The 24778-nt window shown below is 69.4% G+C and carries 20 protein-coding genes; 14 read left to right on the top strand and 6 right to left on the bottom strand.

Annotation, left to right across the window (positions count from 1 at the left end; translation table 11 throughout):
- Positions 1-4 precede the first annotated feature (4 nt).
- Genes GPY60_RS17185 through GPY60_RS17205 form a run of 5 tightly spaced genes read left to right on the top strand, consistent with a single transcriptional unit; the run spans position 5 to position 4428 of the window.
- A complete protein-coding gene (locus GPY60_RS17185; RefSeq protein ID WP_156688895.1) occupies positions 5-1120 on the top strand; it encodes an acyl-CoA dehydrogenase family protein in 1116 nt (371 codons plus the stop codon).
- Complete coding sequence (locus GPY60_RS17190) at positions 1117-1569, top strand: MaoC family dehydratase (RefSeq protein ID WP_156688896.1); 453 nt, start codon at positions 1117-1119, stop codon at positions 1567-1569. Before GPY60_RS17185 ends, GPY60_RS17190 begins: the two co-directional genes overlap by 4 nt.
- A complete protein-coding gene (locus GPY60_RS17195) occupies positions 1566-2735 on the top strand; it encodes a lipid-transfer protein (RefSeq protein WP_156688897.1) in 1170 nt (389 codons plus the stop codon). Before GPY60_RS17190 ends, GPY60_RS17195 begins: the two co-directional genes overlap by 4 nt.
- Positions 2736-2746: 11 nt before the next feature.
- Positions 2747-3817 carry a zinc-binding dehydrogenase gene (locus GPY60_RS17200; RefSeq protein WP_156688898.1) on the top strand — a complete coding sequence of 357 codons (1071 nt, stop codon included), beginning with the start codon at positions 2747-2749 and terminating at the stop codon, positions 3815-3817.
- Positions 3818-3828: 11 nt separating this feature from the next.
- Entirely contained in the window at positions 3829-4428 is a 600-nt protein-coding gene (locus tag GPY60_RS17205) for a TetR/AcrR family transcriptional regulator (protein ID WP_156688926.1), read from the top strand.
- Position 4429: 1 nt separating this feature from the next.
- On the opposite strand, the gene GPY60_RS17210 is transcribed toward GPY60_RS17205, so the two are convergent.
- Positions 4430-4984, bottom strand: coding sequence for a TetR/AcrR family transcriptional regulator (locus GPY60_RS17210; protein WP_156688899.1), 555 nt, complete (start codon positions 4982-4984; stop codon positions 4430-4432).
- Positions 4985-5178: 194 nt separating this feature from the next.
- On the opposite strand from GPY60_RS17210, the gene GPY60_RS17215 reads away from it, so the two are divergent.
- Together GPY60_RS17215 and GPY60_RS17220 are read left to right on the top strand one after the other, a co-directional pair.
- Positions 5179-6393: a cytochrome P450 gene (locus GPY60_RS17215; protein ID WP_156688900.1), complete on the top strand. Its 1215-nt coding sequence runs from the start codon at positions 5179-5181 to the stop codon at positions 6391-6393.
- Positions 6394-6398: 5 nt separating this feature from the next.
- On the top strand, positions 6399-7454 hold the full coding sequence (locus GPY60_RS17220) for a PGAP1-like alpha/beta domain-containing protein (protein WP_156688901.1): 1056 nt from the start codon (positions 6399-6401) through the stop codon (positions 7452-7454).
- Between the two features lie 42 nt (positions 7455-7496).
- Here the strand turns inward: GPY60_RS17220 and GPY60_RS17225 are convergent, their stop codons facing one another.
- The 3 genes from GPY60_RS17225 to pruA form a co-directional block, all read right to left on the bottom strand.
- Positions 7497-8243, bottom strand: coding sequence for an MBL fold metallo-hydrolase (locus tag GPY60_RS17225; RefSeq protein WP_156688902.1), 747 nt, complete (start codon positions 8241-8243; stop codon positions 7497-7499).
- A 74-nt stretch (positions 8244-8317) separates the two neighbouring features.
- Entirely contained in the window at positions 8318-9271 is a 954-nt protein-coding gene (locus GPY60_RS17230; protein WP_156688903.1) for a proline dehydrogenase family protein, read from the bottom strand.
- 3 nt (positions 9272-9274) lie between these two features.
- Positions 9275-10903, bottom strand: a complete 1629-nt coding sequence (pruA, locus tag GPY60_RS17235; RefSeq protein WP_156688904.1) for an L-glutamate gamma-semialdehyde dehydrogenase — start codon at positions 10901-10903, stop codon at positions 9275-9277.
- An 82-nt stretch (positions 10904-10985) separates the two neighbouring features.
- On the opposite strand from pruA, the gene GPY60_RS17240 reads away from it, so the two are divergent.
- A complete protein-coding gene (locus GPY60_RS17240) occupies positions 10986-12587 on the top strand; it encodes a PucR family transcriptional regulator (RefSeq protein ID WP_156688905.1) in 1602 nt (533 codons plus the stop codon).
- Here GPY60_RS17240 and GPY60_RS17245 read toward each other — a convergent pair.
- Together GPY60_RS17245 and GPY60_RS17250 are read right to left on the bottom strand one after the other, a co-directional pair.
- Positions 12584-13045: a hypothetical protein gene (locus GPY60_RS17245; RefSeq protein WP_156688906.1), complete on the bottom strand. Its 462-nt coding sequence runs from the start codon at positions 13043-13045 to the stop codon at positions 12584-12586. The two genes, GPY60_RS17240 and GPY60_RS17245, sit on opposite strands and share 4 nt — an antisense overlap.
- Before the next feature lie 67 nt (positions 13046-13112).
- On the bottom strand, positions 13113-15167 hold the full coding sequence (locus GPY60_RS17250) for a putative alpha/beta hydrolase (RefSeq protein WP_156688907.1): 2055 nt from the start codon (positions 15165-15167) through the stop codon (positions 13113-13115).
- 579 nt (positions 15168-15746) lie between these two features.
- Here GPY60_RS17250 and GPY60_RS17255 point away from each other — a divergent pair.
- From GPY60_RS17255 to GPY60_RS17280, 6 genes are all read left to right on the top strand, one after another.
- Positions 15747-18380: a helix-turn-helix transcriptional regulator gene (locus GPY60_RS17255; protein ID WP_156688908.1), complete on the top strand. Its 2634-nt coding sequence runs from the start codon at positions 15747-15749 to the stop codon at positions 18378-18380.
- A gap of 618 nt (positions 18381-18998) precedes the next feature.
- Positions 18999-19802 (top strand): trehalose 2-sulfotransferase, encoded by an 804-nt coding sequence (gene stf0, locus GPY60_RS17260; RefSeq protein WP_156688909.1) that lies wholly within the window; start codon positions 18999-19001, stop codon positions 19800-19802.
- A complete protein-coding gene (cysD, locus tag GPY60_RS17265; protein ID WP_156688910.1) occupies positions 19799-20716 on the top strand; it encodes a sulfate adenylyltransferase subunit CysD in 918 nt (305 codons plus the stop codon). The genes stf0 and cysD overlap by 4 nt, the downstream gene beginning before the upstream one ends.
- Positions 20716-22599 (top strand): adenylyl-sulfate kinase, encoded by a 1884-nt coding sequence (gene cysC / locus GPY60_RS17270; protein ID WP_197283709.1) that lies wholly within the window; start codon positions 20716-20718, stop codon positions 22597-22599. The genes cysD and cysC overlap by 1 nt, the downstream gene beginning before the upstream one ends.
- A 155-nt stretch (positions 22600-22754) precedes the next feature.
- Positions 22755-23888, top strand: coding sequence for a YeiH family protein (locus GPY60_RS17275; RefSeq protein WP_156688911.1), 1134 nt, complete (start codon positions 22755-22757; stop codon positions 23886-23888).
- Between the two features lie 231 nt (positions 23889-24119).
- Positions 24120-24770, top strand: coding sequence for a GAP family protein (locus tag GPY60_RS17280; RefSeq protein ID WP_156688912.1), 651 nt, complete (start codon positions 24120-24122; stop codon positions 24768-24770).
- Positions 24771-24778: the final 8 nt, after the last annotated feature.

Below are 24778 nucleotides of genomic sequence, written 5' to 3' on the forward strand. Positions count from 1 at the left end.
CGCAATGGATTTCACCTTCACCGAAGAACAGGAGACGGTCGCCAAGGTGGCCCGCGAGGTCTTCGAGCGGCGGGCCACGCCCGAGCGCCTGACCGAGCTGGAGGCCGGCGACAACCGTTACGATCCCGCCCTCTGGCAGGAGCTGGCCTCGGTCGATCTGCTCGGCGTCGCGACGCCCGAAGCGCTCGGCGGTAACGGGGGCGGGTTTCTGGAGCTGGGGGTCCTGCTGGCCGAGGTGGGCTGGAGTGTCGCACCGGTGCCGGTCTACGCGACGCTGGTGCTGGGCGCCGATCCCATCGCCCGGCACGGAACGCCGGAGCAGCGGCAACGCTTCCTGCCGGGCGTCGCGGCGGGATCCCGCATCCTCACCGCGGGTTTGCAGGAGCCCAATCGCTCCGACCCGTTCAGCCCGTCGACCACGGCGCGCCGCGACGGGCCGAACTGGCGGCTGGAGGGGGTCAAGGAACTGGTGCCCGCCGCGCAGATCGCCGACACCGTGCTGGTGCCCGCGAGCACGGACGAGGGGGACGTCGCCCTGTTCCTGGTCGGGACCGACGCCCGGGGCGTCGAGGTCCGCCCCGTGGCCACGACCAACCGCGAGCCGCACGCCGACGTCCTCCTCGACGGCGCAACCGTTTCCGCCGACGACCGCCTCGACGGGTCGGTCGACTCCCTGTACGCCCGCGCGCTCGTCGGCCTCTGCGCCATTCAGCTCGGCGTCGCCGAGCGCGCGCTGCGGATCGCGGCGAGTTACACGACCGGGCGCGAGCAATTCGGCCGCCCCATCGGCAGCTTTCAGGCCGTTCAGCAGCGCATGGCCGACGCCTTCATCGACGTCGAGGCGATCCGCTGGACCACGTGGCACGCGGCGTGGCTGATCGCACGGGGACGACCCGCGGACGAGGCGCACCGCGCGGCCCGCATCGCGAAGTTCTGGGCCGCCGAGGCGGGCTCCCGGGTCGCCGACACCGCCCAGCAGGTGCACGGCGGCATCGGGATCGACGTGACCTATCCCCTGCACCGCTACTTCCTCTGGGCCAAGCACAACGAGCTCTCCCTCGGTCCCGCCACCGCGCAGCTGGCCGGTATCGGCAGCACCTATCCGGAAGGAATCCGATGACGACCGCGAGGAACCGCACGACCCTCAAGTGGGCCGACATCAGCGTCGGCGACGAGGTCACACCGCTCGAAATCCCCATCACCACAACGATGATCGTGGCCGGGGCGATCGCCTCACGGGACTTCATGCCGGTGCACCACGACCGCGACTACGCCAACAAGCAGGGGTCGCCGAACCTGTTCATGAACATCCTGACCACCAACGGATATTGCGTGCGCTTCCTCACCGACTGGGCCGGGCCCGAGGCGATGGTCAAGAAACTGTCGATCCGGCTGGGTGTGCCGTGCTTCCCGGACGACCCGCTGACCTTCACCGGGACGGTGACCGGCAAAACCGAGGGGCAAGACGGAGAGAACTTCGTCGAGGTGGGGTTCAGGGGCTCCAACAGCCTGGGCGATCACGTCTCGGGCACCGCGGTGCTGAGCCTGCTCGACGGGGCCGGCAGATGAGCAGCTCGCTGCCCGGCAGCTGCGCCATCGTCGGCATCGGCCAGACCGAGTTCTCCAAGGACTCCGGGCGCAGCGAACTGCAATTGGCCTGCGAGGCGGTCAGTTCCGCGCTCGACGATGCCGGTCTCGCCCCGGCCGACGTCGACGGCATGGTCACCTTCACCATGGACTCGAGCGACGAGATCGACATCGCCCGCAACGTCGGCATCGGTGACCTGAGTTTCTTCAGCCGCGTGCATCACGGCGGCGGCGCCGCGGCCGGCACCGTGGTGCACGCGGCGATGGCCGTCGCGACCGGAGTTGCCGACGTCGTGGTGTGCTGGCGCGCCTTCAACGAACGCTCCGGCATGCGCTTCGGCGGGAGCGGGCGCACCGACCTGGGAACCCCGTTGTTCATGGCGCACTACGCGCCGTTCGGATTGCTCACGCCCGCGGCGTGGGTCGCGATGCACGCCCAGCGTTACATGTCGACCTATGGGGTCACGAACGAGGACTTCGGCCGCATCGCCGTCGTCGACCGCACGCACGCGGCCACCAACCCCGACGCCTGGTTCTACCAGCGCCCGATCACGCTGGAGGACCACCAGAATTCGCGCTGGATCGTGGAACCGGTGCTGCGCCTGCTGGATTGCTGCCAGGAGAGCGACGGCGGCGTCGCCTTGGTGGTGACCAGCGCCGAACGCGCCCGCGACCTGCGCCAGCCACCCGCGGTCATCACCGCGGCCGCGCAGGGCGCCGCCGCCAACGGCGAGATGATGACCAGCTACTACCGCGACGACATCACGGGCCTCCCGGAGATGCGCGTCGTCGCCGACCAGCTGTGGCGGGACTCGGGCCTCAAGCCGCAGGACATCCAAACCGCCTTCATCTACGACCATTTCACCCCGTTCGTGTTCGCCCAGCTCGAAGAGCTCGGCTTCTGCGGGCGCGGCGAGGCCAAGGACTTCGCGACCGTCGAACGGCTGTCCCTCGGTGGCGAGTTCCCGATCAACACCAACGGCGGCCTGCTCGGCGAGGCCTACATCCATGGCATGAACGGCATCACCGAGGGCGTGCGTCAGGTGCGCGGCACCTCCTGCAACCAGGTGGACAACGTCGAGCACGTGCTGGTCACCTCCGGCACCGGCGTGCCCACCAGCGGGCTGATCCTCGCGCCGACCGACTAGGGGGAAACACCATGCCCAAGCTCGCGGTATTGACCGCACCCGGGGGGCCGATCGAGCTGGCCGAATTCCCCCTCACCACACCAGTCCCGGGCACGGCGGCCCTCAAGCTGCGGATGGCCGGCATCTGCGGCTCGGATCTGCACATCTTCCGCGGCGAGCTGCCGTTGCCGTGCCCCTTCGCGATGGGACACGAGATGGTCGGCGAAATCGCCGAACTGGGCGAAGCATTGACGACCGATGCGACGGGCAAGCCGCTGGCCGTCGGGGACCGCGTGGTCACGCCGTACTTCTGGACCTGCGGACAATGCCACGCCTGCGCCCGTGGCCGCTCCCACGCCTGCCAGAACCTGATGGCCGGGGAATACCGCACCCACGATCAGGCGCCACACTTCGTCGCCGCGCACGGCGAGTACTACTACACCAGCCGGCGGCAGCCCTTGTACAAGGTGCCCGAGGACCTGGCCGACGAGGCGGTCGCGCCGCTGAATTGCGCCCTGGCACAGGTGTTGTTCGCGCTGCGCGACGTTCGGTTGGGCGACACCGTCGTCATCCAGGGCGCCGGCGGCTTGGGAATCAACGCCGCGGCCGTCGCACGCACGGCGGGCGCGGCGGAAGTCGTCGTCGTCGACATGATCGCCGAGCGGCTGGACGTGGCAGCCGATTTCGGCGCCACCCACTGCATCGATGCGAGCGGCATCTCGACGTTCGAGGTCGCCGAGCGGGTCCGCGCCCGCACCGATGGCATCGGGGCCGACTGGGTGCTGGAGGTCGTCGGCGCGCCCGGCGTGATACCCGACGGGGTCGGGTTCCTCAACAACGGCGGCACGCTGCTCGAGGTCGGAAACGTCGGCATGGGAAGAACATTCGAGCTCGATCCGAGCGTCCTCGTGTACGGCAACAAGTCCATCCGCGGCGTGATGATGTACGACCCGGTCACTCTGGCCGTCGGCCTGAAGTTCCTCCAGCACAGTCGCTTTCCGTTCGGCCGGCTGATGCCCGAACCCTACCGGCTGGCCGACGTCAACGCCGCCTACGCCTCGGCCGACGCCGGGTCCGTCCCGCGAGGTGCCCTGGTGCCGTGACCACGCATGCGATGAACCAGCTCACCGACACCCGCGAACTCATCGTCGAGTCGGCCTTTTCCTGCTTCGGCAAACAGGGGCTGCACAAGGCGACGATCGTCGACATCGCCAGGGCGGCCGGAGTTTCCCGAAGCACCGTCTACGAGTACTTCAGCGACAAGGCCGCCATCGTCGAGGCCTGTGCCGAGCATGCTTCGGAACAGTTCTACCGCGAGATGTCCAAAGCGATGGACCGCGGCGGCTCCCTCGAGGAAAAGTTGAGCCAGGCCGCCGTCTTCGTGACGCAGGCCCGGCGGGTCATCGCCTCCGAGAAGTACTTTGACGAGGACGCGGTCAGCCTGCTGCTCACGAAGGACGCCGCGGTGCTGCTGCGCGAGTGCGTCGACTTCATCGCGCCCTATCTGGCCGCGGCCCGGCTCACCGGCGAGGTCCGCAAGGACCTCGACATCGAGGCCGCCGGGGAATGGTTCGCGCGCATCCTGTTCTCGCTGTTCAGCACGCCGTCGTCGACATTGGACATGGACGACCCCGAGGTGGTGGCCGCGTTCGTCCGCGCCCATGTGGTGCGCGGATTCGCCAACGATCGCGCGCGGCCGCGACGGGCCCAGTGATTCATCCGGCGGGCATGTAGGGCGGTCCGAGAAAACGTTGCACCATGGTGCGCTCGGCGGCGTGGTCCTTGAGCGGCCAGCACCACAGCGCCAGGAACACCCGGATGAGCCATTGCACGGCGAGCGGGTCCGCGTCGTCGTCGCCGAGCATCTCGGCGGCCAGGCGGGTCACGGTGGGAGAGTCGGTGACCCAGTCGCTCACCGGGGTCGTGTTCACCGAACGCATGAGATGCGCGAGCGGATCTGACTGGAGACTCTGCAGGGCGACAATGGTGGCTGTCACCACTCGGTCGGGGCCGGTGAGCTCCTTGATGGCCTCGCGCACCGTGGCGAGGATGCGCTCCGATTGGATGGCGACCACGGCGTCGCGTATCGCCGACTTGCCGCCGGCATGCCGATAGATCGTCGCGGGCGAGCAGTGGACCTTCGCCGCGAGCGCCTCGATGGTGAACTCGTCGTATCCGCGCCGGGCGATGAGGTCGGCCGCCGCCGCGTAGATTCGGTCGGTGGCTTCGCTGCGGCGATCGCGTCCCACCAGCCAGTCATCGCGCGGCATGTCAGCTAGGTCCGTTCCTCAGCCGGGAATGAAGTACTTCTCTCACCCTGAGAATTATTGCCCAATTCTTCTCAGCACAACGCCCTGATCGTGCTATCCCGCCGGCCTCAGCGATGCGGCGGCCCGCGCGCGGTCTTTCCTCAACTTGGTCGCGCCCCATTGACGCAGCAGGTCAGCGTCATCAGCCTGTACGCATGACCGTGTTGGACGATCCGGTGCAGCTCTTCGGCGCCGAGGCGCTGCAGAATCCGGGCCGGCTGTACGACCGCATGCTCGCCGAGGCGCCGGTGCACCGGATCGGGGATTCCGTGTTCTACGCCGTCTGCGGCTGGGACGCCATGCAGGAGGCCGTCGACCGGGTGGAGGACTTTTCGTCGAACCTCACCGCGACCATGGTCTTCCACGACGACGGCACCGTGACCCCGTTCGACATGGGTCCGGCCGGCGGCGCGGCTCACGCGCTGGCCACCGCCGATGACCCGGCGCACGCGCTGCACCGCAAGATCCTGCTGCCGCACCTGTCGGCCAAACGGGTGCGCATCATCGAAGAATTCGCCGACCAGACCGCCGACCGCCTGTGGGAGGAGAACCTGCGCGACGACCGCATCGAGTGGATGAGCGCGGTCGCGAACCGGCTGCCCATGATGGTGGTCGCCAGGCTGCTCGGCCTGCCCGAGGACGACGTCGACAACCTCATCCGGCTTGGCTACGCCACCACCACCCTGCTGGACGGCGTCGTCACCCCCGATCAGCTCGAAGCGGCCTTCGCGGCCGCGCTCGAGCTCTCCGGCTACGTCACGGAACACTTCGAAAAGGCAAGCGGCGGAACCGAACAGGGCCTCATCCCCGATCTGGCCGCGCGCTGCCGCTCCGGCGAGCTGGAGCAACTGCCGGCGCTGGGCATCATGCTCACGCTGTTCAGCGCCGCCGGCGAGTCGACGGCGTCGCTGCTGGGCAGCGCGGCGTGGATTCTCGCCGACCGTCCCGACATTCAACGCCAGGTCCGCGAGAACCCAGGGCTGTTGGGAACTTTCATCGAAGAGACACTTCGCTACGAGCCGCCCTTTCGTGGCCATTACCGGCACGTCTGGCGCGACACCACCCTCGCCGGCGTCGACGTCCCCGCCGATTCCCATCTAATCCTGCTGTGGGGAGCGGCCAACCGCGATCCGGCGCATTTCGAGGCGCCGAACGAATTCCGGCTCGACCGCAGCGGCGCCAAGGGCCATCTCACGTTCGGCCGGGGTGTGCACTTCTGTGTAGGGGCCGCGCTGGCACGCCTCGAGGCCCGGATTGTGTTGGGGAAGCTGCTCAACCGCACGACCTGGTTGGAGGCGGCCGACGTCGGAGAGTGGTTACCCAGCATCCTCGTCCGGCGGCGGACGCGGCTGGAATTGGCCGTGCGGTGACGGCGATGTCGCCCCTGCGCAGGCCGCTGACGCTGACCGCGGTCGCGATGGCGACAGTGGCTCTGCTGGTGGGCTGCGGCGGCTCCGGCGGGAAGCGCCCGGAGTCGCAGGCCGTCGTCATCGTTTCGGGTGGCGACGCGACGAGCCCGTTCACCACCCCCGACCAGGCGTGCTCCACCGGGCTGGCGGCGGGCAACACCGACACCGCGATCCGCGAGTACCTGCTCAAGCAGGGCTACAAGGTGTTCACCTCACCGGCGATGGCCGGCCGCGGGCAGGTGGTGGACCAGAGCGGCTTCGGCCCGTTCGGGGTGTGCCCAATCACCCTGGCGGAGAACATGACCGTCAACTCCACCGGCAGCATCGACACCGCGGGCGAACACCTGGCGCGGTTCCTGACCTATCTGCACACGGACAAGCACATCGACGAGGTCGACCTGATCGGTCATTCGATGGGCGGCCTTTACTCGCGCGCGGCGATCCGCGTCCTGACGACCACGAACTCCCCCGTGCACGTCCGCTCGCTCACCACCATCGGGACACCGTGGCAGGGTTCGTACCTGTCCGACTACGCCAACGACACCCTGCCGCTCACCGACTGCGCGGGCGACCAGCTGTGCGAGAACGCCATGAAGAACTTCAAAACCGAGGTGTTGCGGCTTGTTTCGGGCTCCGGCCGTGAGGTGAGTCAGGCCTATCTGATGGGCAAGGACGGCTGGAACCAGTTCCAGGCCGGGGTGCTGGACAAGGTGCCGGTGGTGCTGATCGGCGGGAAGAAGTTCACCAAGACGGGTCAGGTCAATCCCGCGGTGTGGCCCAACGACGGCATCGTGGCGTTGCGCAGCGCGCTGGCGGTCGATGTCGCCGACTCGGGGTTACCCCACCGGCGCTGCTACGAATTCGACGACACGCACAGCATCTTCGTCTCCAATGAGGCCGGCCTGGACTGGAAGACGGCGCTCACCTGGGATCCGCAGGTGTTCGACAAGCTCCACGCCGCGCTTGAGGACGCGCCCAAAGCACTCGACGCCCCGAACCGCCAAGGCTGCCCCGGCGGGTGAAAGTTCAGGTGCGCCGTCGGGCCCAGGTACCGCAGCGCATCGTCAGCGGCGCTGCAGCGGCCAGACGGTGTCATCGGCGTGCACCGGCCGGCCGTGGCCGGGCAGCAAGTGAGCGACCGGGAGTTCCTCGAGGCGCTCGCGGGTGGCGGCGGCGCTCGCGGCGTCGACGATTTCCGGCGTGTGCCAGACCTTCCCGCCGACGGCCAGCACCGCGTCGCCCGACAGCAGCGTTCGGGTGGTGAGATTCCACAACGCGATGCTGTCATCCGTGTGACCACCAGCGTTGACCACCGTCCACTCCGGAGCGCCGGGCAGCCCCTGGCCCTCGGCGAGGCCGCCCGCGGGACGCGGTCCCTTCCACCGCATACCGGCCGGCGTGCCGTATCCCGCCACGCGCGCACCGCCGAGGAGGCCGGCAGCACCCACCCGATCGAAGGGCTGGTCGAGGAAGGCGGGCCAGATCCGCGCCGCGCGGGCCGGCGTCGGTGTGCGCGGTTTGGTTCCGTCGAGATAGTCAAGCGTGTTGAGCGGCAGCCAGATAGGCGCGCGGTAGCGCGTGGCCAGCTCCGCCGCACCCGCGACGTGGTCGCTGTGTCCGTGCGTCGCCACGACGGTGTGCAGCTGCCCGCCGAGGCGGTTCACGATCGGTGCCAGATCACCGGCAACCCTGGGCAATCCGGCGTCGACGACCACGACGCCGTCGCTGCCGCGCAGCACGTAACAGTTGAAGATCCAGCGTGACAGCCGGGTGATGCCGAGGTCGGGCATCTCTTCGATGACCAGGCTCATGAGCGCGACGTTACGCCGGAGATCCGGGGATGCGGGTTAACGGGGCAGGCACCGGCCGGTCGGCCGATCGACGGTCAGTTCACGAGCGCCCGTAGAAACAACCTCAAGTTGGCGGGGCGTTCGGCCAGTCGCCGCATGAAGTAGCCGTACCACTGCGAACCGAACGGCACATACACGCGGACGGAGTTGCCGGCGCAGGCCAGCCGCCGTTGTTCATCGTCGCGGACGCCGTACAACATCTGGTATTCGAAATCCCTCGGCCCACGGCCTGATTCGCTCGCGATGGCGGGCACCGCGGCGATGATCGCCGGGTCGTGTGACGCCACCATGGGATACCCCGCGCCCCTCATGAGCACCCGCAGGCACCGAAGGTAGGAGTCGGTGACTTCGGCGTCGTCGCGGTACGCCACCGACGACGGTTCGTCGTACGCGCCCTTACACAACCGGACCCGCGCCCCGGCCCCGGCGAATTCCTCGCAGTCGGCCGGCGTCCGCCGCAGGTACGCCTGCAAAACCACACCGAGCCAAGGGAAGTCGGTCCGTAGGTCGCGCACGACGGACAACGTCGAATCCGTCGTCGAGTGGTCCTCCGCGTCCACCGTCACCCAGACGCCGGCCCGCTGGGCCGCCTCGCAGATCGTCCACGCATTCTCCCGCGCGATCTTCTCGCCGTCGGGTTCCAGCGACTGCCCCAGGGCGGACAGCTTCACCGACACCTCGAGCGGGCGGACGCCGCCGCCGCTCCCAAAGCGGCCGAGCCTGTCGATCAGATCGAGGTACACCCGCACGGCCGCCTCGGCGGCGCCGGGATCGGTGACGTCCTCGCCGAGGTAGTCGACGCTCACGCAGCGCCCGGAATCACGCAACGCAGCAACGGTATTCAGCACACCCTCGACCGTCTCGCCCGCCACGAACCGGCGCACCACCCTCCGGGTGGCGGGCAGACGCTCGACGCCCCGACGCAACCCGTCCCGCCGGCCGGCCGCCAAGATCACCGGACGCAGGGTGTGCGCGAACGCTCCGGCCATCGCTCACGACCCCATGTGCGGATAGGTGTGCCGGGTCGCCGGGACGAACGTCTCCTTGATCGTGCGCGCCGACGTCCAACGCAACAGGTTCAGCACCGAACCGGCCTTGTCGTTGGTGCCCGACCCGCGCGACCCCCCGAACGGCTGGCGCCCGACCACGGCGCCGGTCGGCTTGTCGTTGACGTAGAAGTTCCCGGCGGCGAAGCGCAGGCGGTTCTGGGCGGTCAGCACGGCGGCGCGGTCGTCGGCGATGACCGCGCCGGTCAGGGCGTACCGCGATCCAGTGTCGACCACGTCGAGGATGAGGTCGTAGTCGTCGTCGGGGTACACATGCACCGACAGCAGTGGGCCGAAGTACTCGGTGGCGAAAGCCTCGTCGGTCGGATCGTCGGACAGCAACACGGTGGGCCGCACGAAATAGCCCACGCTGTCGTCGTATTCGCCCCCGACCGCGATCGTCACCCCCGCGGTGCCCTTCGCCCGCTCGATGGCGTCGACGTTCTTGACGAAGGCCCTCCGGTCGATCAGGGCCCCACCGAAATTGGTGAGATCGGTGACGTCGCCGTACCGCAGAGCCGCGACAGCGCCCAAGAAGTCGTCTCCCATGCGCTGCCACAGCGAACGCGGGATGAAGGCGCGCGACGCCGCCGAACACTTCTGGCCCTGATAGTCGAACGCACCGCGAATCAGGGCAGTGCACAACACATCCGGGCGCGCCGAGGCGTGCGCCACGACGAAGTCCTTGCCGCCGGTCTCACCGACCAGCCGCGGATAGCTCTGGTAGCGGCCGATGTTCGCACCCACGCGCTGCCACAGCGCCTGGAAGGTGGCCGTCGACCCGGTGAAGTGGATGCCGGACAGCCGCGGGTCGGCCAGGGCGACATCCGAAACCGCGAAGCCGTCGCCGGTGACCATGTTGATCACGCCGGATGGCAGCCCCGCCGCCTCGAGCAGTTGCAGAGTCAGGTAGGCCGACAGGGTCTGGGTGATCGAGGGCTTCCACACCACCGTGTTGCCCATCAGCGCCGGCGCGGTCGGCAGGTTGCCGGCGATGGAGGTGAAGTTGAACGGCGTGATCGCGTAGACGAAGCCGTCGAGAGGACGGTAGTCGCTGCGGTTCCACTCCCCGGGCCCGCTCACCGGCTGCTGCGCCAGGATCTGGCGCGCGAACGCGACGTTGAACCGCCAGAAGTCGACCTGCTCGCACGGCGAGTCGATCTCCGCCTGATAGGGCGACTTCGATTGGCCGAGCATCGTGGCGGCTGCGATCTTCTCCCGCCACGGCCCCGCGAGCAGGTCCGCGGCCCGCAGAAACACCGCCGCCCGCTCGTCGAAGGGCATTGCGGCCCAGTCGTGTTTGGCCGCCATCGCGGCATCGATCGCCGCTTGGGCGTCGGCGGGCGTGGCATTGGTGAGGGTGCCCAGCGTGGCGGAGTGCCGGTGCGGCTGGACGACGTCGACGCGCTCGCCGTCCCCCATCTGGTGCCGGCCGCCGATGACATGCGGCAGGTCGGTCGGGCGCTCCGCCAGCCTCGCCAATTCGGCCCGCAGCCGCGCGCATTCCGGCGACCCCGGGGCGTAGTCGTGCACGGGCTCGTTGGCCGGCAGGGGCACCTGGGTGATTGCATCCATGGTGCCAGGGTCCCCGTCCCGGGACGCGAATGTATTGGTCGGTTCGACAAGATAATGTCAACAGCTAGTAGGATTCGACAATATGCGCCGCGACGGAGTGGGCTTGGGCCGACTGCTGCTCGCCCTGGACGCCACCCTGGTCACCCTCGTGGAGGCCCCGCGCGGGCTGGACCTGGCGGTGGCCTCCGCCGCGCTGATCGATTCCGACGACGTACGGCTCGGGCTCGCCGCGGCCGCCAGCTCGGCCGATGCCTTCTTCCTGCTGGGCGTCAACGAGGAGGAAGCGCTCGGATGGATCGGAGAGCAGGCCCGCCAGCGCGCTCCGATCGCGGTCTTCGTCAAGGAGCCGTCGGACGCGCTGGTGCGCGCGGCGGCCGGGATGGGGTCGGCGGTGGTGGCCGTGGACCCGCGTGCGCGCTGGGAGCGGTTGTACCGCTTGGTGAACCACGTCTTCGAACACCACGGCGATAGGGCCGATCCGCTCGACGATCCGGGCACCGACCTCTTCGGGCTGGCCCAGTCGCTGGCGGACCGCATCCGCGGCATGGTCAGCATCGAGGATGAGCAGTCGCACGTGCTGGCGTATTCGGCCTCCAACGACGAAGCCGACGACTTGCGCCGGCTGTCCATCCTGGGCAGGGCCGGTCCGCCGGAGCACCTCGAGTGGATCGGCCAGTGGGGCATCTTCGACGCGTTGCGGTCGGGCACCGAGGTGGTGCGCGTCGCGGAGCGCCCGGAGCTGGGTTTGCGTCCGCGGCTGGCGGTCGGCATCCACCTACCGCCGGCCGACTCCGGACGGCCCCCGGCGTTCGCCGGAACGATCTGGGTTCAACAGGGTTCGCAGCCGCTGGCCGACGATGCCGAGGAACTCTTGCGGGGTGCCGCGGTGTTGGCCGCCCGGATCGTGTCACGCCTGGCGGCGGGCCCATCGACCGATGCCCGACGGGTGCAGCAGCTGCTCGGCCTCGCCGACGGCGCTGCCCCGGAACCAGCGGACGTCGCCGCCGCCGCCCGCGAACTCGGCCTCAGCCCCGAGGACACCGCCGTCCTGATCGGGTGGGACGCCCTGGAGCCGGCGGCCCGCCCGCCGCGCCTGGTCAACGTTCTGGCGTTGAGCGCCAGCGCTTTTCATCAGCATGCCCAGGTCACCTCGTCCGGTTCGCGCGTGTACGTGGTGCTGCCCAGGCTGACGCGGACCCGATCCGTCGCCTCGTGGGTCCGGGCGTCGATCGCCGCGCTCAGCGGCGACCTGGGCGTGCAGTTGAGGGCGGTGATCGCCGCACCGGTGGCGGTCCTCGGCGAGCTCGCCGGCGCCCGCGCGGAAGTGGACCGCGTGTTGAACAGTGCCGAGCGCCATCCCGCCATCGGGCGGGTCACCACGCCGGCGGAGGCGCGCACCACCGTGCTGCTCGACGAGATCGTCACCCTGATCGGTGCCGACGAGCGCCTGCTCGATCCGCGAATCCGCCGCCTGCGCTCGCAGGATCCGGTGCTGGCCGACACGCTGCGGGCGTACCTCGACAGCTTCGGCGACGTCGCCGCGGCGGCCGGGGCGCTGCAGGTGCATCCCAATACCGTGCGGTACCGGGTACGCCGGATCGAGCGGGCGCTGTCGACGTCGCTCGCCGATCCCGATGTGCGCCTGCTGTTTTCGCTCGGCCTGCGGGCCGTCGAGCGCACCTAAGGACCGCGCAGCTGATCCTTGATGCTGAAGCCGTTGCTGTCGTGGCGGTGGTCGTTCATGTTCAGGCACTCGCCGAACAGTTGGACGGCTCCGTCGGCGCCCTCGAAAGGGCTGGCGCCGATGGTCGCCATGACGCCGTTGCGGTGAATCGCCGCGCCCGCAACACGCTGGCCCGGGGGTGCACCGGCCGTCCAGCCGTTGGCGACCATCGTGTCGGCGACCCGCTGGAAGTACGCGCCGTGGTCGACGCCGGCGGGAACGGCGAACGTCATGTCGACTCGGCCCCGGTAGGGCGGCTCACCCTGGTCGTTGCACGACTCCCAGCTGAAGCCACCGGAAGGGTCCTGCAACGCAGCCACTTTCGCGATCTGCTTGGCCGGGTCGACGACCTGGGCGATGGCCTGCTGATCGGTCATCGGCCGCCCGGGGTGGTCCGGTTCGTGCCTGGCCGGGGACATGTGCGCGCATCCTCCCAACACGGCGGCCGCGATCAGGGCCGCAATTCGGACCGGTCCTTTCCGCAAGCTACTTGAACTCATGGTCCTTGGTGACGGTGTCAGACGGCCGATCCCACTCCGGGTCGACCGTGACGTTGGTGCGCACCTCGACGTGGGGCAGCGGGATCGTCCCGAGTGGGGTGCGCACCCCGGTCGGCGTGGACACCCGCTCCTCGTCGCGCGCCGGGGCCAGCATGCCTTCATTGGCCAGATTATTGCCGTGTCCGGTCGAAATTTCCGTCATGTTGCGCAGCGACTCACTGCCCATGTCGTAGTAGTGCGAGTGATCGTTGAACCACGGCACCACGCTCTGTGAGCCCGCGACCTCGGCGTCGAACCGCACCGCGCCGAAGCCTTCGTGCGCGGGATCGGTGCCCAGGCCCGCCAGCGCGCCGAGGGGCTCGCCGAGGGCGACGTTGAGCACATTGGGTGGCAGAGAACCGGCTTCCCCGATCCAGCTGATGGCGTCCGTCGACGCCGCGCCCACGTACACCTGACCACCGTTGAGGTGAAGGTCACCGGCGCCGTGCGCGAAATCTGTTCCGGGGCAACCGATCAGGACGGCATCGTTGGCGCGCATGCCGCTGCCCGCGAACGCGTCGGCCACCGTCGTGGACCCGTAGGAGTGGCCGATCACGGTCACGTGCGACGCGACGTTCGGGTCGTGGGTGACCGCGAGGCTGTTGACGTCGGCCGCCAGCACCGCGCCACCCGCGCGGGCCATCCACGGCGTGCCGACCTGCTGCAGCTTCGCCGGGTCCGCGACGGCGGATTCCGGGTGCTGGAAATCGAACACGGGCGCGTTGTAGCCCATCCACGCGATCACCGAGGTCGAGTGCGTGGGATCGGCTTTCCGCGACTGGTCGTAGAGGTTGATGGCGTCGTTGTGGCCGTCGTACAGCCAGCCGCCCCGCACGCTGCTGTTGGTGCCGGGCACGATCACCGCGGTGTTCTGCGACCTGTCCGGATTGCCGATCGCGATCGCCGCCCTGCCCTTGCCGTTGTACGCCAGCGGATCGTACGCCCACAACAGGACGGGACGGGGGTGGTCCGCGACCGACCCCTTGTCGTGCTCGAGACCATGGTTCGTCTTCACCGCGTTCTGGTACCGGGTGATGTCGGCGGCCGACAGCCCATACTTGCCGGGATCGGCGAACACGTCGTTGCCCTCGCCCTTGAGGGCGTTGTCCCGCAGGCTTTCCGGCGAGAGGCCGTGCCGTTGTGCGACGTCCTCGACGGTGTGCAGGTCGTCGTTGAGCACCGCACCGTTGACCTCGCCCCGCACCTCGGCGGGGATCCCGTCCAGGTTGCCGAGTTCGGGCGGGTGCTGGGCGATCATTTGCCGCTGCTGATCGGGGGTCAGGGTCCGCCACCATCGGTCGGCGTCCTCGGAGCTCGTTCCCGGCGGCGGGAGCGGAATCGGGTCGCCGGGTTTCGGCGCCTCGGGAGCGTCCACCGTCCCCAGGACCGCGGGGTCGTAACCGTCTGTGCGCAGCGTGGTCAGCGACCGCTGCAGGTAGTCCGAGTAGCCGCCGCGCAGCGACCGCAGCTGAGCCAGCGCTGCCTTGGTGTCGGCGATGGCGTCGTCCTCGCAGGCTGTGACCAGGGCGTTCAGCGCGGTCGTGTCCTGCGCCGTGAGCTTCGGATCTTTCTCCTGGTCGACGGCCAGGCCGATCAGGTCGTCGAGCCGCTGCAGCTGCGCTTCGAGGGTGGCGATCTCGCCGGCCGCCGTTCGTTGCGCCTCGGCCAGCGCCGCGGCGATGTTCTCGAGGTCCACGCCGATCTTGGGCAACTGCTCCGACTGTGCCCCTAGCGACCGCGTGACCCGCTCGACCTCGCCGGAGTCGTTGATGGGGTGCTCGCCGTGCTCGCGGTTGTCGCTGGTCCAGGACGCCTCGAACCGGCGGCGGGCGTCCTCGAAGGCGGCGGTCGACTCGGCGGTCCGTCGGCCCGCCGCACGGAAGGCCCCGGCGAGGCCGGCGATCTCCCCCGGACGGCCGGACTGCAGGCTTCGATCGATGGCCCAGGGGTCACCGCCCGCCTCGGCGATCAGCGCCGGGACGCTTATGTACCGCAGCCGCATCGCAGCTTCCCGGCGTCACGCCCAGCCATGCCGATCAACCCTGTGTCCCCCGTATGCACGCCAACCTCGCCGACTTCGGAGTGCAAGCTTGCGGCTCACGGTACTACCAGGGCGGGGTCGCGCGTTTACGCCGCATTTATGCGGTTTGCCGATCGCGCCGAGACGTTCCGGTGGTGCGCCATTCCCGAACCGGGATATCCACACCATGTACTTGGAATAACGGCGGACTCGGCGCCATTCAGCGGTACCCCTTAAATGAATCGCTCGACGGCGTGCGCCGTCGAATGGCCGCAAGTGAAGCGTGGTCGGTCAGCGGTGTGATATTTGCACGTCGGCCCACTGCGTGGGTCGCGCCGCGACGCCTCAGCGGCCGCTTGTCATGGGCCGCCAGAATGATTTGCGCCGCGATTGATGACCATCAGTACGATTCGCCCCCTGGAAGACTTGCAAAGGGGATGATTTGATGGGGCGCAATCGCCAAACACGGTTATCCGCAATGGTTTGAAATGGCTGATTTCAGCGCGATTGCAGGGTCGGCTCAGTACTGTCTGCGCACAGGAGGTCAGAGGTCTGGTGGAAATGGCGAGCGGCTCGCAGTGGCCGATTGTGGCCCGCGATGACGAGCGGCGCCAAGCGCTGGCGGCCCTCGGGGACCGCACAGAATTCCACGGCGTGGCCCTTCTCGGCGACAGCGGGGTCGGCAAGTCCACTCTCGCTCGCGCCCTCGCGGACACACTCGAGTCCAGTGGGGCCACGGTGCGGTATGTCCTGGGCACCCTGACCGGCTCGACGGTGCCGCTGGGAGCGTTCTACCGGTCGTTGACCGTCGATGCCCCGCGGGAGCCGGCCGCCATGCTCGCGGCCGCGCACGATGCCCTCGAGCGGGTGGAGAACCTCGTCGTCGTCGTAGACGACGCGCAGTTGCTCGATCCGCTGTCCTCGACGTTGGTGCACCAGCTCGCGGCCGGTGGTAGTGCCCGGTTGATCGTGACGATCCGGTCCGGCGAACCGGTGCCCGACGCGGTGACGGCGCTGTTGAAGGACCGGCTACTGCAGAGCCTGCGGATCGAAGCGTTCACCCCGGAGCAGACCCGGGAGGTCGCCCGCGCCGTGCTCAGCGGGGTGGTCGACACCCGGCTGATCAACGAGCTGCACCATCGGACCGCGGGCAACCCACTGCTGCTGCGCAGCCTGTTGATCGCCGGCCGGGAAAGTGGCGTGCTGGCGCACACCGATACGGGTTGGCAACTTCGTGGCGCGCTGCACGCGGACCGCCAGCTTTACGACCTGCTCGAGTTTCGGCTGCAATCGTTCGCGCCGGAGGAACTGGAGGCGGTGGAGCTCCTGGCGGCCGCCGAGGTGCTGGACTGGGAGATACTGCGCGAACTCTGCGACGCCGACGTGGTGGCGGCCCTCGAGCGCCGGGGCATGATCCAGGTGGTTGCGGACGGCTCGCACGCGGTGGCGCGGCTGGGCCACCCGATCATGGGCGAGGTGGCGATACACCGAGCCGGAGTGGTGCGCACGCGCCAGCTGATCACCTGGCTCGCGCGGCAATTCCAGAAGCAGCTCCGAACGCAGGAGGAGCGATCGGGCGTGCCCGACGTTCGTACCCGAATTCGCCTGGCGCAGTTCATGATGCGCAGTGATCTGGCGCCGGACCTCGATCTGATCGTCGATGCGGCGGCGAGTGCGATGACCATGTCCGACGTCGCTTCCGGTGAGGACTTGGCGAGGTTCGCGTTCGAACGGGGCGCCGGCGCCACCGCGGCGCTCGTCCTGGCCGAGGCGCTCGGCTGGCAGGGGCGAGGTGACGAGGTCGAGGTGTTGCTCGATGGCGTCGACCTCGACGGCGCCGACGAGTGGCTGATCGCGCAGTGGGGCTGCCTGCGCGCGGCGAACCTCTTCTTCAGCTGCAGAAGGGTCGAGGCGGCGCAAGCGGCGCTCGCCGACCTGAGGACGCGTGTTTCCGCCACCCAGCGTCCGATCATCGCGGCCATGGAGTCCGCGTTCGCGTGTTTCACCGGAGACGTCGGCACGGCGCAGGAGATCGGCGCCGCCGTCCTGCGATCCGATGTGGCGGCCGTGGTGAAGACGTGGGCCGCCACGTGGACGTGCTGGGCTTTGGTCCTCGTCGGCCGGTTCGGTGAAGTCCAGCGTGCGGCCGATGCGGGCCGGGTGGGCGCGTTCGACAAATCGGGGCCGTGCCGGTTCGCGCTGGGGCTCGCGGAGGTCGCGGCGCTCACGTCCGCCGGCGACAACGCGGCGGCAGAGCGGGTGTGGGAACGCTACGCCTCCGCGACCAGGGTGTGGCCCGCGGCCGACGCGTTCCTGCACGCCATGCTCGGACTGATCGAGCTCGCGGGGGGCGAGCTGCAGTCCGCCTGTGCGGCGCTTCGGGATTCGGTCGCGGCGATGTCGTCCGGGTTCACGGCGGGCTGGTTGATGCTGGTGTCCTCGTGGTCGGCGCAGGCCGAAGGCGCACGGGGAGACAATGCGGCCGCCGCTGCGGCATTGCGCAAGTCCGAGGAAGCGTACGGACCGCAGGTCGCCGTGTTCCTGCCGGAACTCGAGCTGGCCCGCGCGTGGGAGCGCGCCTCCGTCGGCGAGACCGCCGCGGCGCGGACACACGCCGTGCGCGCGGCGAACATCGCCCGGCAATCGGGGATGGACGCCGTCGAGATGCGCGCCCTGCACACCGCGCTGCGGTTCGACGACCGTTCGCACACCGACCGGCTGATCGAACTCGCCAAGACGCTCAACACCCCCCTGGCGGAGGCGATTGCGGAGCACGCCCGCGGCCTGGCGCACCCCGACGGTGACCTGCTCGACGCCGCCGCCGACCGGTTCGCCGACATCGGCGCGATGGCGCTCGCCGTCGACGCAGCGGCCCACGCGGCACGCCAACACGCACGAACGCGGCAGCGGGGCAAGGAAATTCGGTCGTCGATCCGCGCGCATTGGTTGGCCGGGGAACACGAAATCGTCACGCCCGCCCTGCGTTGCGCGGCCCCACCCCCGCAGATGACCGACCGCGAACGCGAGATCGTCAACTTGGTCGCGGCCGGCCTGTCCAACCGTCAGATCGCCGATCGGCTGGTCGTCTCCGTGCGGACGGTCGAGGGCCACGTTTACCGGATCTTCGCCAAGCTCGGCGTCGAGCGGCGCGACCAACTCCTGCACCTGGGCGGTGTCCGCTCGCCCTCGAATTAGGTTGTGGCGGGCCTTTGCCCGGCACTCATCGGGTGACGTCGACCCCGACCGCCACGCGAACGAGTTCGTCGGCGGGGCCGGACCTCGCATACCGCGAAGCCCGCCGCTGTTCGCGGATCGCGGCGCGGCCGTGCTGTTCGAGTAGTTTGATGTGTTCGTCACAGCCGCAGAGCATTTCCCGCGTCTGGAAAGTGGCTTCGGTTGCCCGGCCCGCTTCGATGCACAGGACGCAGAGCGGCACCATCGAGCCGCGGTCGAGTGGGACGCTCGAAGCCCGGCCGGCCCGGAGATCGCACGGCGCGGCGCGGCGGCGATCGCTTCGCGGGCTGCCGGACACGACTAGCAGCAATCGGCGAAGGCGCCGAACGGTCAGGGTCTTCATACCGCCACCTCGACTGTGGGTCCCGCGCCGGCCGGGACCGGTCAGACCATCGTCCCAGCGAACAATGCGCGGACGCGGAAGGACGACTACTCGTTTCACTACTCATGGACTACTCGATTTGCTCGCGGGCGATGGCCGGCGCGGTCCCGGCTCCGGAATCCCGGCGCAAGAGTTACGCTCAGGGTGAAGCTAAATGCAAGTCTTGCAGCGGATTTGCAATTCGCTAGGCTTCCCGGGTGGCGAATTCTCCCTCGTCGTATCTGGTGCTTGCCTCCCAGCGCAGCGGCAGCACGCTGCTGGTCGAATCGCTGCGGGCCACCGGCGTGGCGGGCGAACCCCAGGAGTTCTTCCAGTACCTGCCGACCACCAGCCAGGCGCCGCAGCCCCGCGAGTGGTTCGCCGACGCGCACGACGAGTCGATTCTGAGCCTGCTCGATCCGCTCGACGAGGGCAAGCCCGACCTGGCGCCGCCCGAAATCTGGCGCGACTACGTCCGCACCGTCGGCCGCACGCCCAACGGCATTTGGGGCGGCAAGCTGATGTGGAACCAGACGCCGCTGCTGCTGGGCCGGGCCAAGGACCTGCCGAATCGATCCGGCGACGGCCTGCTGGCCGCCATCCGCGATGTCATCGGTGAGGACCCGCTGCTGATCCATGTCTTCCGGCCCGACGTCGTGTCGCAGGCCGTGTCGTTCTGGCGGGCGGTGCAGACGCGGGTGTGGCGGGGCAGGCCGGATCCCGTGCGCGACGCGCGCGCGACCTACCACGCGGGCGCGATCGCCCACGTCGTCACCATGCTGCGCGCCCAGGAGCAGGGGTGGCGGAATTGGTTCGCCGAGGAGAACGTTGAGCCGATGGAGATTCCGTACCCGACGTTGTGGCGCAATCTCACCGAGGTGGTGGGCAACATCCTCTCCGAACTCGGCCTGGACCCCCGCCTGGCTCCCGAGCCGGTGCTCGAGCGCCAGGCCGACCAGCGTTCAGACGAGTGGGTGGACCGCTACCGAGCCGATGCCGAACGAGAGGGGCTACCCACGTGACCGCACTTGCAGAGGCGCGGCGCGTCGACGAACTGCGGCTGCTGGAGGCCGAGGCGGTGCACATCATCCGCGAGGTCGTCGCCGAGCTGGAGCGGCCCGTGCTGCTGTTCTCGGCCGGCAAGGACTCGATCGTCCTGCTTCGCTTGGCGGAGAAAGCCTTTCGGCCGCTGCCGTTGCCGTTCCCGGTGATGCACGTCGACACCGGACACAATTTCCCCGAGGTGATCGAGTTCCGCGACCGCCGGGTCACCGGGCACGGGCACAAGCTGATCGTCGCCTCGGTGCAGGAATCCATCGACAACGGCCGCGTGCCCGACCCCGGCCCCGGGGCGTCTCGCAACCGCGCCCAGACCCGCACGCTGCTCGACGCCCTCGAGGCCGGCGGGTTCGACGCGGCCTTCGGCGGCGCCCGCCGCGACGAGGAGCGCGCCCGCGCGAAGGAACGCATCCTGAGCTTCCGCGACGAGTTCGGCCAGTGGGACCCGCGCGCGCAACGCCCCGAGCCGTGGTCGCTGTACAACGGCCGGATCAAGAGGGGCGAACAGGTGCGGGTGTTTCCCCTCAGCAACTGGACCGAGCTCGACGTCTGGCGCTACATCGAGCTGGAAGGCCTTGAGATTCCGTCCATATACTACGCCCACGAGCGTGAGGTGTTCGAGCGCGACGGCATCCTGCTGGCGGTCTCGGAGTACGCCTCGCCCGACAACGGGGAGACCCCCGCCGTCGAGTGGGTGCGGTACCGCACGGTCGGCGACCTGACCATCACCGGGGCGGTGCGCTCGCGGGCCACCGACATCGCCCGGGTCATCGACGAGATCTCCGCGGCAACGGTCTCCGAGCGCGGCGAGACCCGCGCCGACGACCGCACCTCGGCCGCCGCGATGGAAGACCGCAAGCGCGAAGGCTACTTCTGATGACACCACCTGGGATCACCCGTCAACTGCTGCGCATCGCCACCGCCGGATCGGTGGACGACGGCAAGAGCACACTGATCGGCCGGTTGATGCACGACACCGACAGCCTGCCGCTGGACCACCTCGCCGCCGTCACCGACTCCGAGGGTGTCGCCGACCTGGCGGCGCTGTCGGATGGCTTGCGCGCCGAACGCGAGCAGGGCATCACCATCGACGTCGCCTACCGGTTCTTCTCCACGCAGACCCGCAGCTACATCCTGGCCGACACGCCCGGTCACGAGCGCTACACCCGCAACATGTTCACCGGCGCCTCCAACGCGCACGTCGCCATCCTGCTGGTCGACGCGCGCGCGGGCGTGCTGCGCCAGACCCGCAGGCACGCGCGGATCGCAAAGCTGTTGGGCGTCAAGCGCTTTGTCGCCGCGGTGAACAAAATCGACCTGATCGACTTCGACCGATCCACGTTCGCCGGGGTGGCCGAGCAACTCGCCCAACTCGCCGACCGCCTCGGCGACGCCCACATCACGGTCATCCCGATCGCCGCCAAGCACGGCGACAACGTGGTGCACCGCTCGGAGCGCACACCGTGGTACGAGGGCCCCACCCTGCTGGAGTACCTCGAAAGTGTCGAACTGGCCGCGCCGAACGCCGAGTCGCGGCGGCTGCGGCTGCCCGTGCAATGGGTGTCGCGCCCGACCGCCGACGTGCGGCGCCGCTACACGGGCCGGATCGCGGCCGGAACGCTCAGCGTCGGCGATCCGGTCGTCTCCCTGCCCGCCGGCACCCGGTCCACGGTGACCGCGCTGGACACCCTCGACGACGACCGCACGACGGGCGTTGCGCCGCTCTCGGTTTCGGTCGAGCTGGCCGACAACATCGACGTCGGACGCGGCGACGTGTTGGTGAGCGGCGCCGACGACGCGGTGCCGCCCACGCTGGCCCGCGAGCTCGATGCCACCGTGTGCTGGTTCGTCGACTCGCCGCTGCGGGCCGGTGACCGGCTCGCGCTCAAACAGACCACCAAGACCGTGCGAGCCACCGTGCAGGAGCTGCACTCGCGGCTGGACCCCGAGACGCTCGACGAGCTCGACGGCCCGGTTGAATTGGCGCTCAACGACATCGGCACGATCACGCTGCGCACCAGTTCCGTCGTCATCGCCGACCCGTACACCGACAACCGGGACACCGGCGCATTCATCCTCATCGACGAGACCACGAACGACACGGTCGGCGCGGGCACCATCATCGAGGCGCGCGAGGTCAAGCCCGGCACACACAAGCGCACCGACATCCGCTGGCACCCTTCCGCGCTCGACCGCGGCCACCGCTGGCGGGCGACCGGGCAGGCGGGCGCGACGATCTGGTTCACCGGGCTGCCCGCCTCCGGTAAATCGACGATCGCGGTCGCCGTCGAGCGCGCGCTCGTCGAATCCGGGCGCGTGGCCTACCTGCTCGACGGCGACAACCTGCGCCACGGCCTGTCCGACGACCTCGGCTTCTCCCCCGGCGACCGTGCCGAAAACATCAGGCGCGTCGGGCATGTCACCCGGCTGCTGGCCGACGCGGGCGTGGTGGCGCTGGCGTCGCTCGTCTCGCCGCTCCGCTCCGACCGCGAGACCGCCCGCGCCCTCAACGAGGCGGCCAAGCTGCCGTTCCTGGAGGTCCACGTCGCCACCTCCCTGACCGAGTGCGAAAAGCGTGACCCCAAGGGGTTGTACGCGCGCGCCCGCCGCGGCGAGTTGACCGGGCTGACCGGCGTCGACGCCCCCTACGAGCCACCCGAGAACCCTGACCTGGTGCTCGACACCGCCGACGCCGACGTCGACGAGCTCGCGGCGCGGGTCATCGCCCTGCTCGACGAGGTCAGCCCCCTTCGAACCTAGATTCAGCGCGAGCGAATCACTTGGTCGCCGTGGTCGGGCACGCGACCATATCGGCGTGAAACGGTTATCCGAAGACTGGTGGGCAACCCTGCTGGCCGGCGTGATCGTCGCGCTGGCGGTGGCCGACGTGCTTCCGAAGATTCCGTGGTGACGCGGTGAGCACCGTCAGCAGCGTCGAAACCGACGAGACGTCGGCTCACGAGCCCGGCGAGGCCGCCTTCGTCAGTCACCGCCCACTCGACTACGTTCCGGGCATCCTGCTGCTGATCGCCGTGGGCGTGCTGGGCAAGTACGCGCAGGTCTGGTGGAACGCGACGGCCAAGCACCACCACTGGACGGTGCCCGACATCGAGTACGTGCTGTGGGCCATCGTGATCGGCCTGGTGATCACCAATACCGTTGGCCTGCATCGCGTTTTCCGGCCCGGGGTGCTGACCTACCAATTCTGGCTGAAGGTCGGCATCGTGGCGCTGGGTTCGCGGTTCGTGCTGGGCGACATCGCCAAGCTGGGGGCGACCAGCCTGGTGCAGATCCTGGTCGACATGACGATCGCCGGGACGATCATCCTGGTGGCGGCCCGCGCCTTCGGGCTGTCCGGCAAGCTGGGCTCCCTGCTGGCCATCGGCACATCGATTTGCGGGGTCTCGGCGATCGTCGCCGCCAAGGGCGCGATCCGGGCGCGCAACGCCGACGTCAGCTACGCCATCGCGGCGATCCTCGCGCTGGGCGCCGTGGGGCTGTTCGTGTTGCCGCCGCTGGGCCACCTGATCGGCCTCACCGACCACGAATTCGGCCTCTGGGCCGGGTTGTCGGTGGACAACACCGCGGAAACCACGGCCACCGGCTACCTGTTCTCCGACCACGCCGGCAAGATCGCCGTGCTGGTCAAGTCCACCCGCAACGCGCTGATCGGCTTCGTGGTCCTGGGCTTCGCGCTGTACTGGGCGGCGCGCGGCGAGGCCGACGAGATCGCGCCCGGGGCGAAGGCGAAGGGCGCCTTCGTCTGGGCCAAGTTCCCCAAGTTCGTACTCGGGTTCCTCGCGGTGTCGGCCATCGCGACCGCGCACTGGCTGACCAAGGGCCAGGCCGCCAATCTGGCGAACGTGTCGAAGTGGGCGTTCCTGCTGACCTTCGCCGGGGTCGGACTCACCACCGACATCCGCCAGATCGCGCGGACGGGCTGGCGCCCGCTCGTCGTCGCGATCATCGGGCTGGTCGTCGTGGCCTCGGTGTCGCTGGGACTCGTCCTGCTGACCACGCGCGTGTTCCATTGGGGTGCGGGCGTTTAGAGCGATGAACGGCGGTGCGGCCGGCGCACTGAGCCTGCGGCCTGCGCGTCGAGCCTGACCGCACATCGCGACTGCGCCGCCGAACGCGCGCTGGGTACAGTCTCGGCGCGCTGAGCGCAGTCTCGGCGCACTGAGCCGGTAGCCTGGCGCGCATGCCCCACTCGCCCGTCGTCTCGCTGCCGTGCGACGGCGGCGGTTCAGGCGCCTGAGGCGCCGGCGTCGAACCCTGCCATGTTGCTCACCATCCTGGTGATGGCCCTGGCCGTGAGCCTGGAACCGTTCCGGATCGGCATGACGGTGCTGATGCTCAACAGGCCGCGGCCCGCGCTTCAGCTGGGCGCGTTTCTGTGCGGCGGCTTCGTGATGGGCATGAGCGTGGGCCTGGTGGTGCTGTTCATTCTGCGGCGAGTGCTGGCGGGGATCGACTACTTCACCCTGCCCACCGTGCAGATCGCGATCGGGGCGCTGGCGCTCGCGGCCGCCGCCGTGCTCGTCGCGAATCCCTTGGCGGGACGCGATGTCGGCGCCGGGCGGGTCGCGACCCGGGCGCAGCGGGTGCTGCGCGGGCCGTCGCTGTGGGTGGCCGGCGTGGCCGGGCTGGGAATCGCGCTGCCGTCCGTCGACTACCTGGCCGCGCTCGCCGTCATCCTGGCCTCGGGCGCCGCGGCGTGGGCACAGGTCGGGGCGCTGGCTCTGTTCAACGTGGTCGCGTTCGCGTTCGTGGAGGCCCCGCTGGTCGCCTTCGCCGTCGCGCCCGAGCGGACCCGCACGTCGATGACCGCCCTGAACGAGTGGATCCGGGCCCGCCGGCGCCTGGAGGTCGCCGCCCTGCTCGGGGTGGTCGGCGCCGCCCTGCTGGCGGTCGGCGTCGCGAGCCTGTGAGCGGCCGG

Origin of the sequence: Mycobacterium sp. Marseille-P9652 (genome assembly GCF_902652685.1) — a bacterium.
Classification (GTDB): Bacteria; Actinomycetota; Actinomycetes; order Mycobacteriales; family Mycobacteriaceae; genus Mycobacterium.

Coding starts and splice junctions, on each gene's coding strand:
- GPY60_RS17210 (WP_156688899.1), bottom strand. CDS start 4,984: ATGCCGCGCGATGACTGGCTGGTGGGACGCGATCGCCGCAGCGAAGCC.
- GPY60_RS17250 (WP_156688907.1), bottom strand. CDS start 15,167: ATGCGGCTGCGGTACATAAGCGTCCCGGCGCTGATCGCCGAGGCGGGC.
- GPY60_RS17215 (WP_156688900.1), top strand. CDS start 5,179: ATGACCGTGTTGGACGATCCGGTGCAGCTCTTCGGCGCCGAGGCGCTG.
- GPY60_RS17195 (WP_156688897.1), top strand. CDS start 1,566: ATGAGCAGCTCGCTGCCCGGCAGCTGCGCCATCGTCGGCATCGGCCAG.
- GPY60_RS17220 (WP_156688901.1), top strand. CDS start 6,399: ATGTCGCCCCTGCGCAGGCCGCTGACGCTGACCGCGGTCGCGATGGCG.
- GPY60_RS17245 (WP_156688906.1), bottom strand. CDS start 13,045: ATGTCCCCGGCCAGGCACGAACCGGACCACCCCGGGCGGCCGATGACC.
- GPY60_RS17280 (WP_156688912.1), top strand. CDS start 24,120: ATGTTGCTCACCATCCTGGTGATGGCCCTGGCCGTGAGCCTGGAACCG.
- cysC (WP_197283709.1), top strand. CDS start 20,716: ATGACACCACCTGGGATCACCCGTCAACTGCTGCGCATCGCCACCGCC.
- GPY60_RS17200 (WP_156688898.1), top strand. CDS start 2,747: ATGCCCAAGCTCGCGGTATTGACCGCACCCGGGGGGCCGATCGAGCTG.
- GPY60_RS17190 (WP_156688896.1), top strand. CDS start 1,117: ATGACGACCGCGAGGAACCGCACGACCCTCAAGTGGGCCGACATCAGC.
- GPY60_RS17225 (WP_156688902.1), bottom strand. CDS start 8,243: ATGAGCCTGGTCATCGAAGAGATGCCCGACCTCGGCATCACCCGGCTG.
- GPY60_RS17205 (WP_156688926.1), top strand. CDS start 3,829: ATGAACCAGCTCACCGACACCCGCGAACTCATCGTCGAGTCGGCCTTT.
- GPY60_RS17255 (WP_156688908.1), top strand. CDS start 15,747: ATGGCGAGCGGCTCGCAGTGGCCGATTGTGGCCCGCGATGACGAGCGG.
- GPY60_RS17185 (WP_156688895.1), top strand. CDS start 5: ATGGATTTCACCTTCACCGAAGAACAGGAGACGGTCGCCAAGGTGGCC.
- GPY60_RS17240 (WP_156688905.1), top strand. CDS start 10,986: ATGCGCCGCGACGGAGTGGGCTTGGGCCGACTGCTGCTCGCCCTGGAC.
- pruA (WP_156688904.1), bottom strand. CDS start 10,903: ATGGATGCAATCACCCAGGTGCCCCTGCCGGCCAACGAGCCCGTGCAC.
- GPY60_RS17230 (WP_156688903.1), bottom strand. CDS start 9,271: ATGGCCGGAGCGTTCGCGCACACCCTGCGTCCGGTGATCTTGGCGGCC.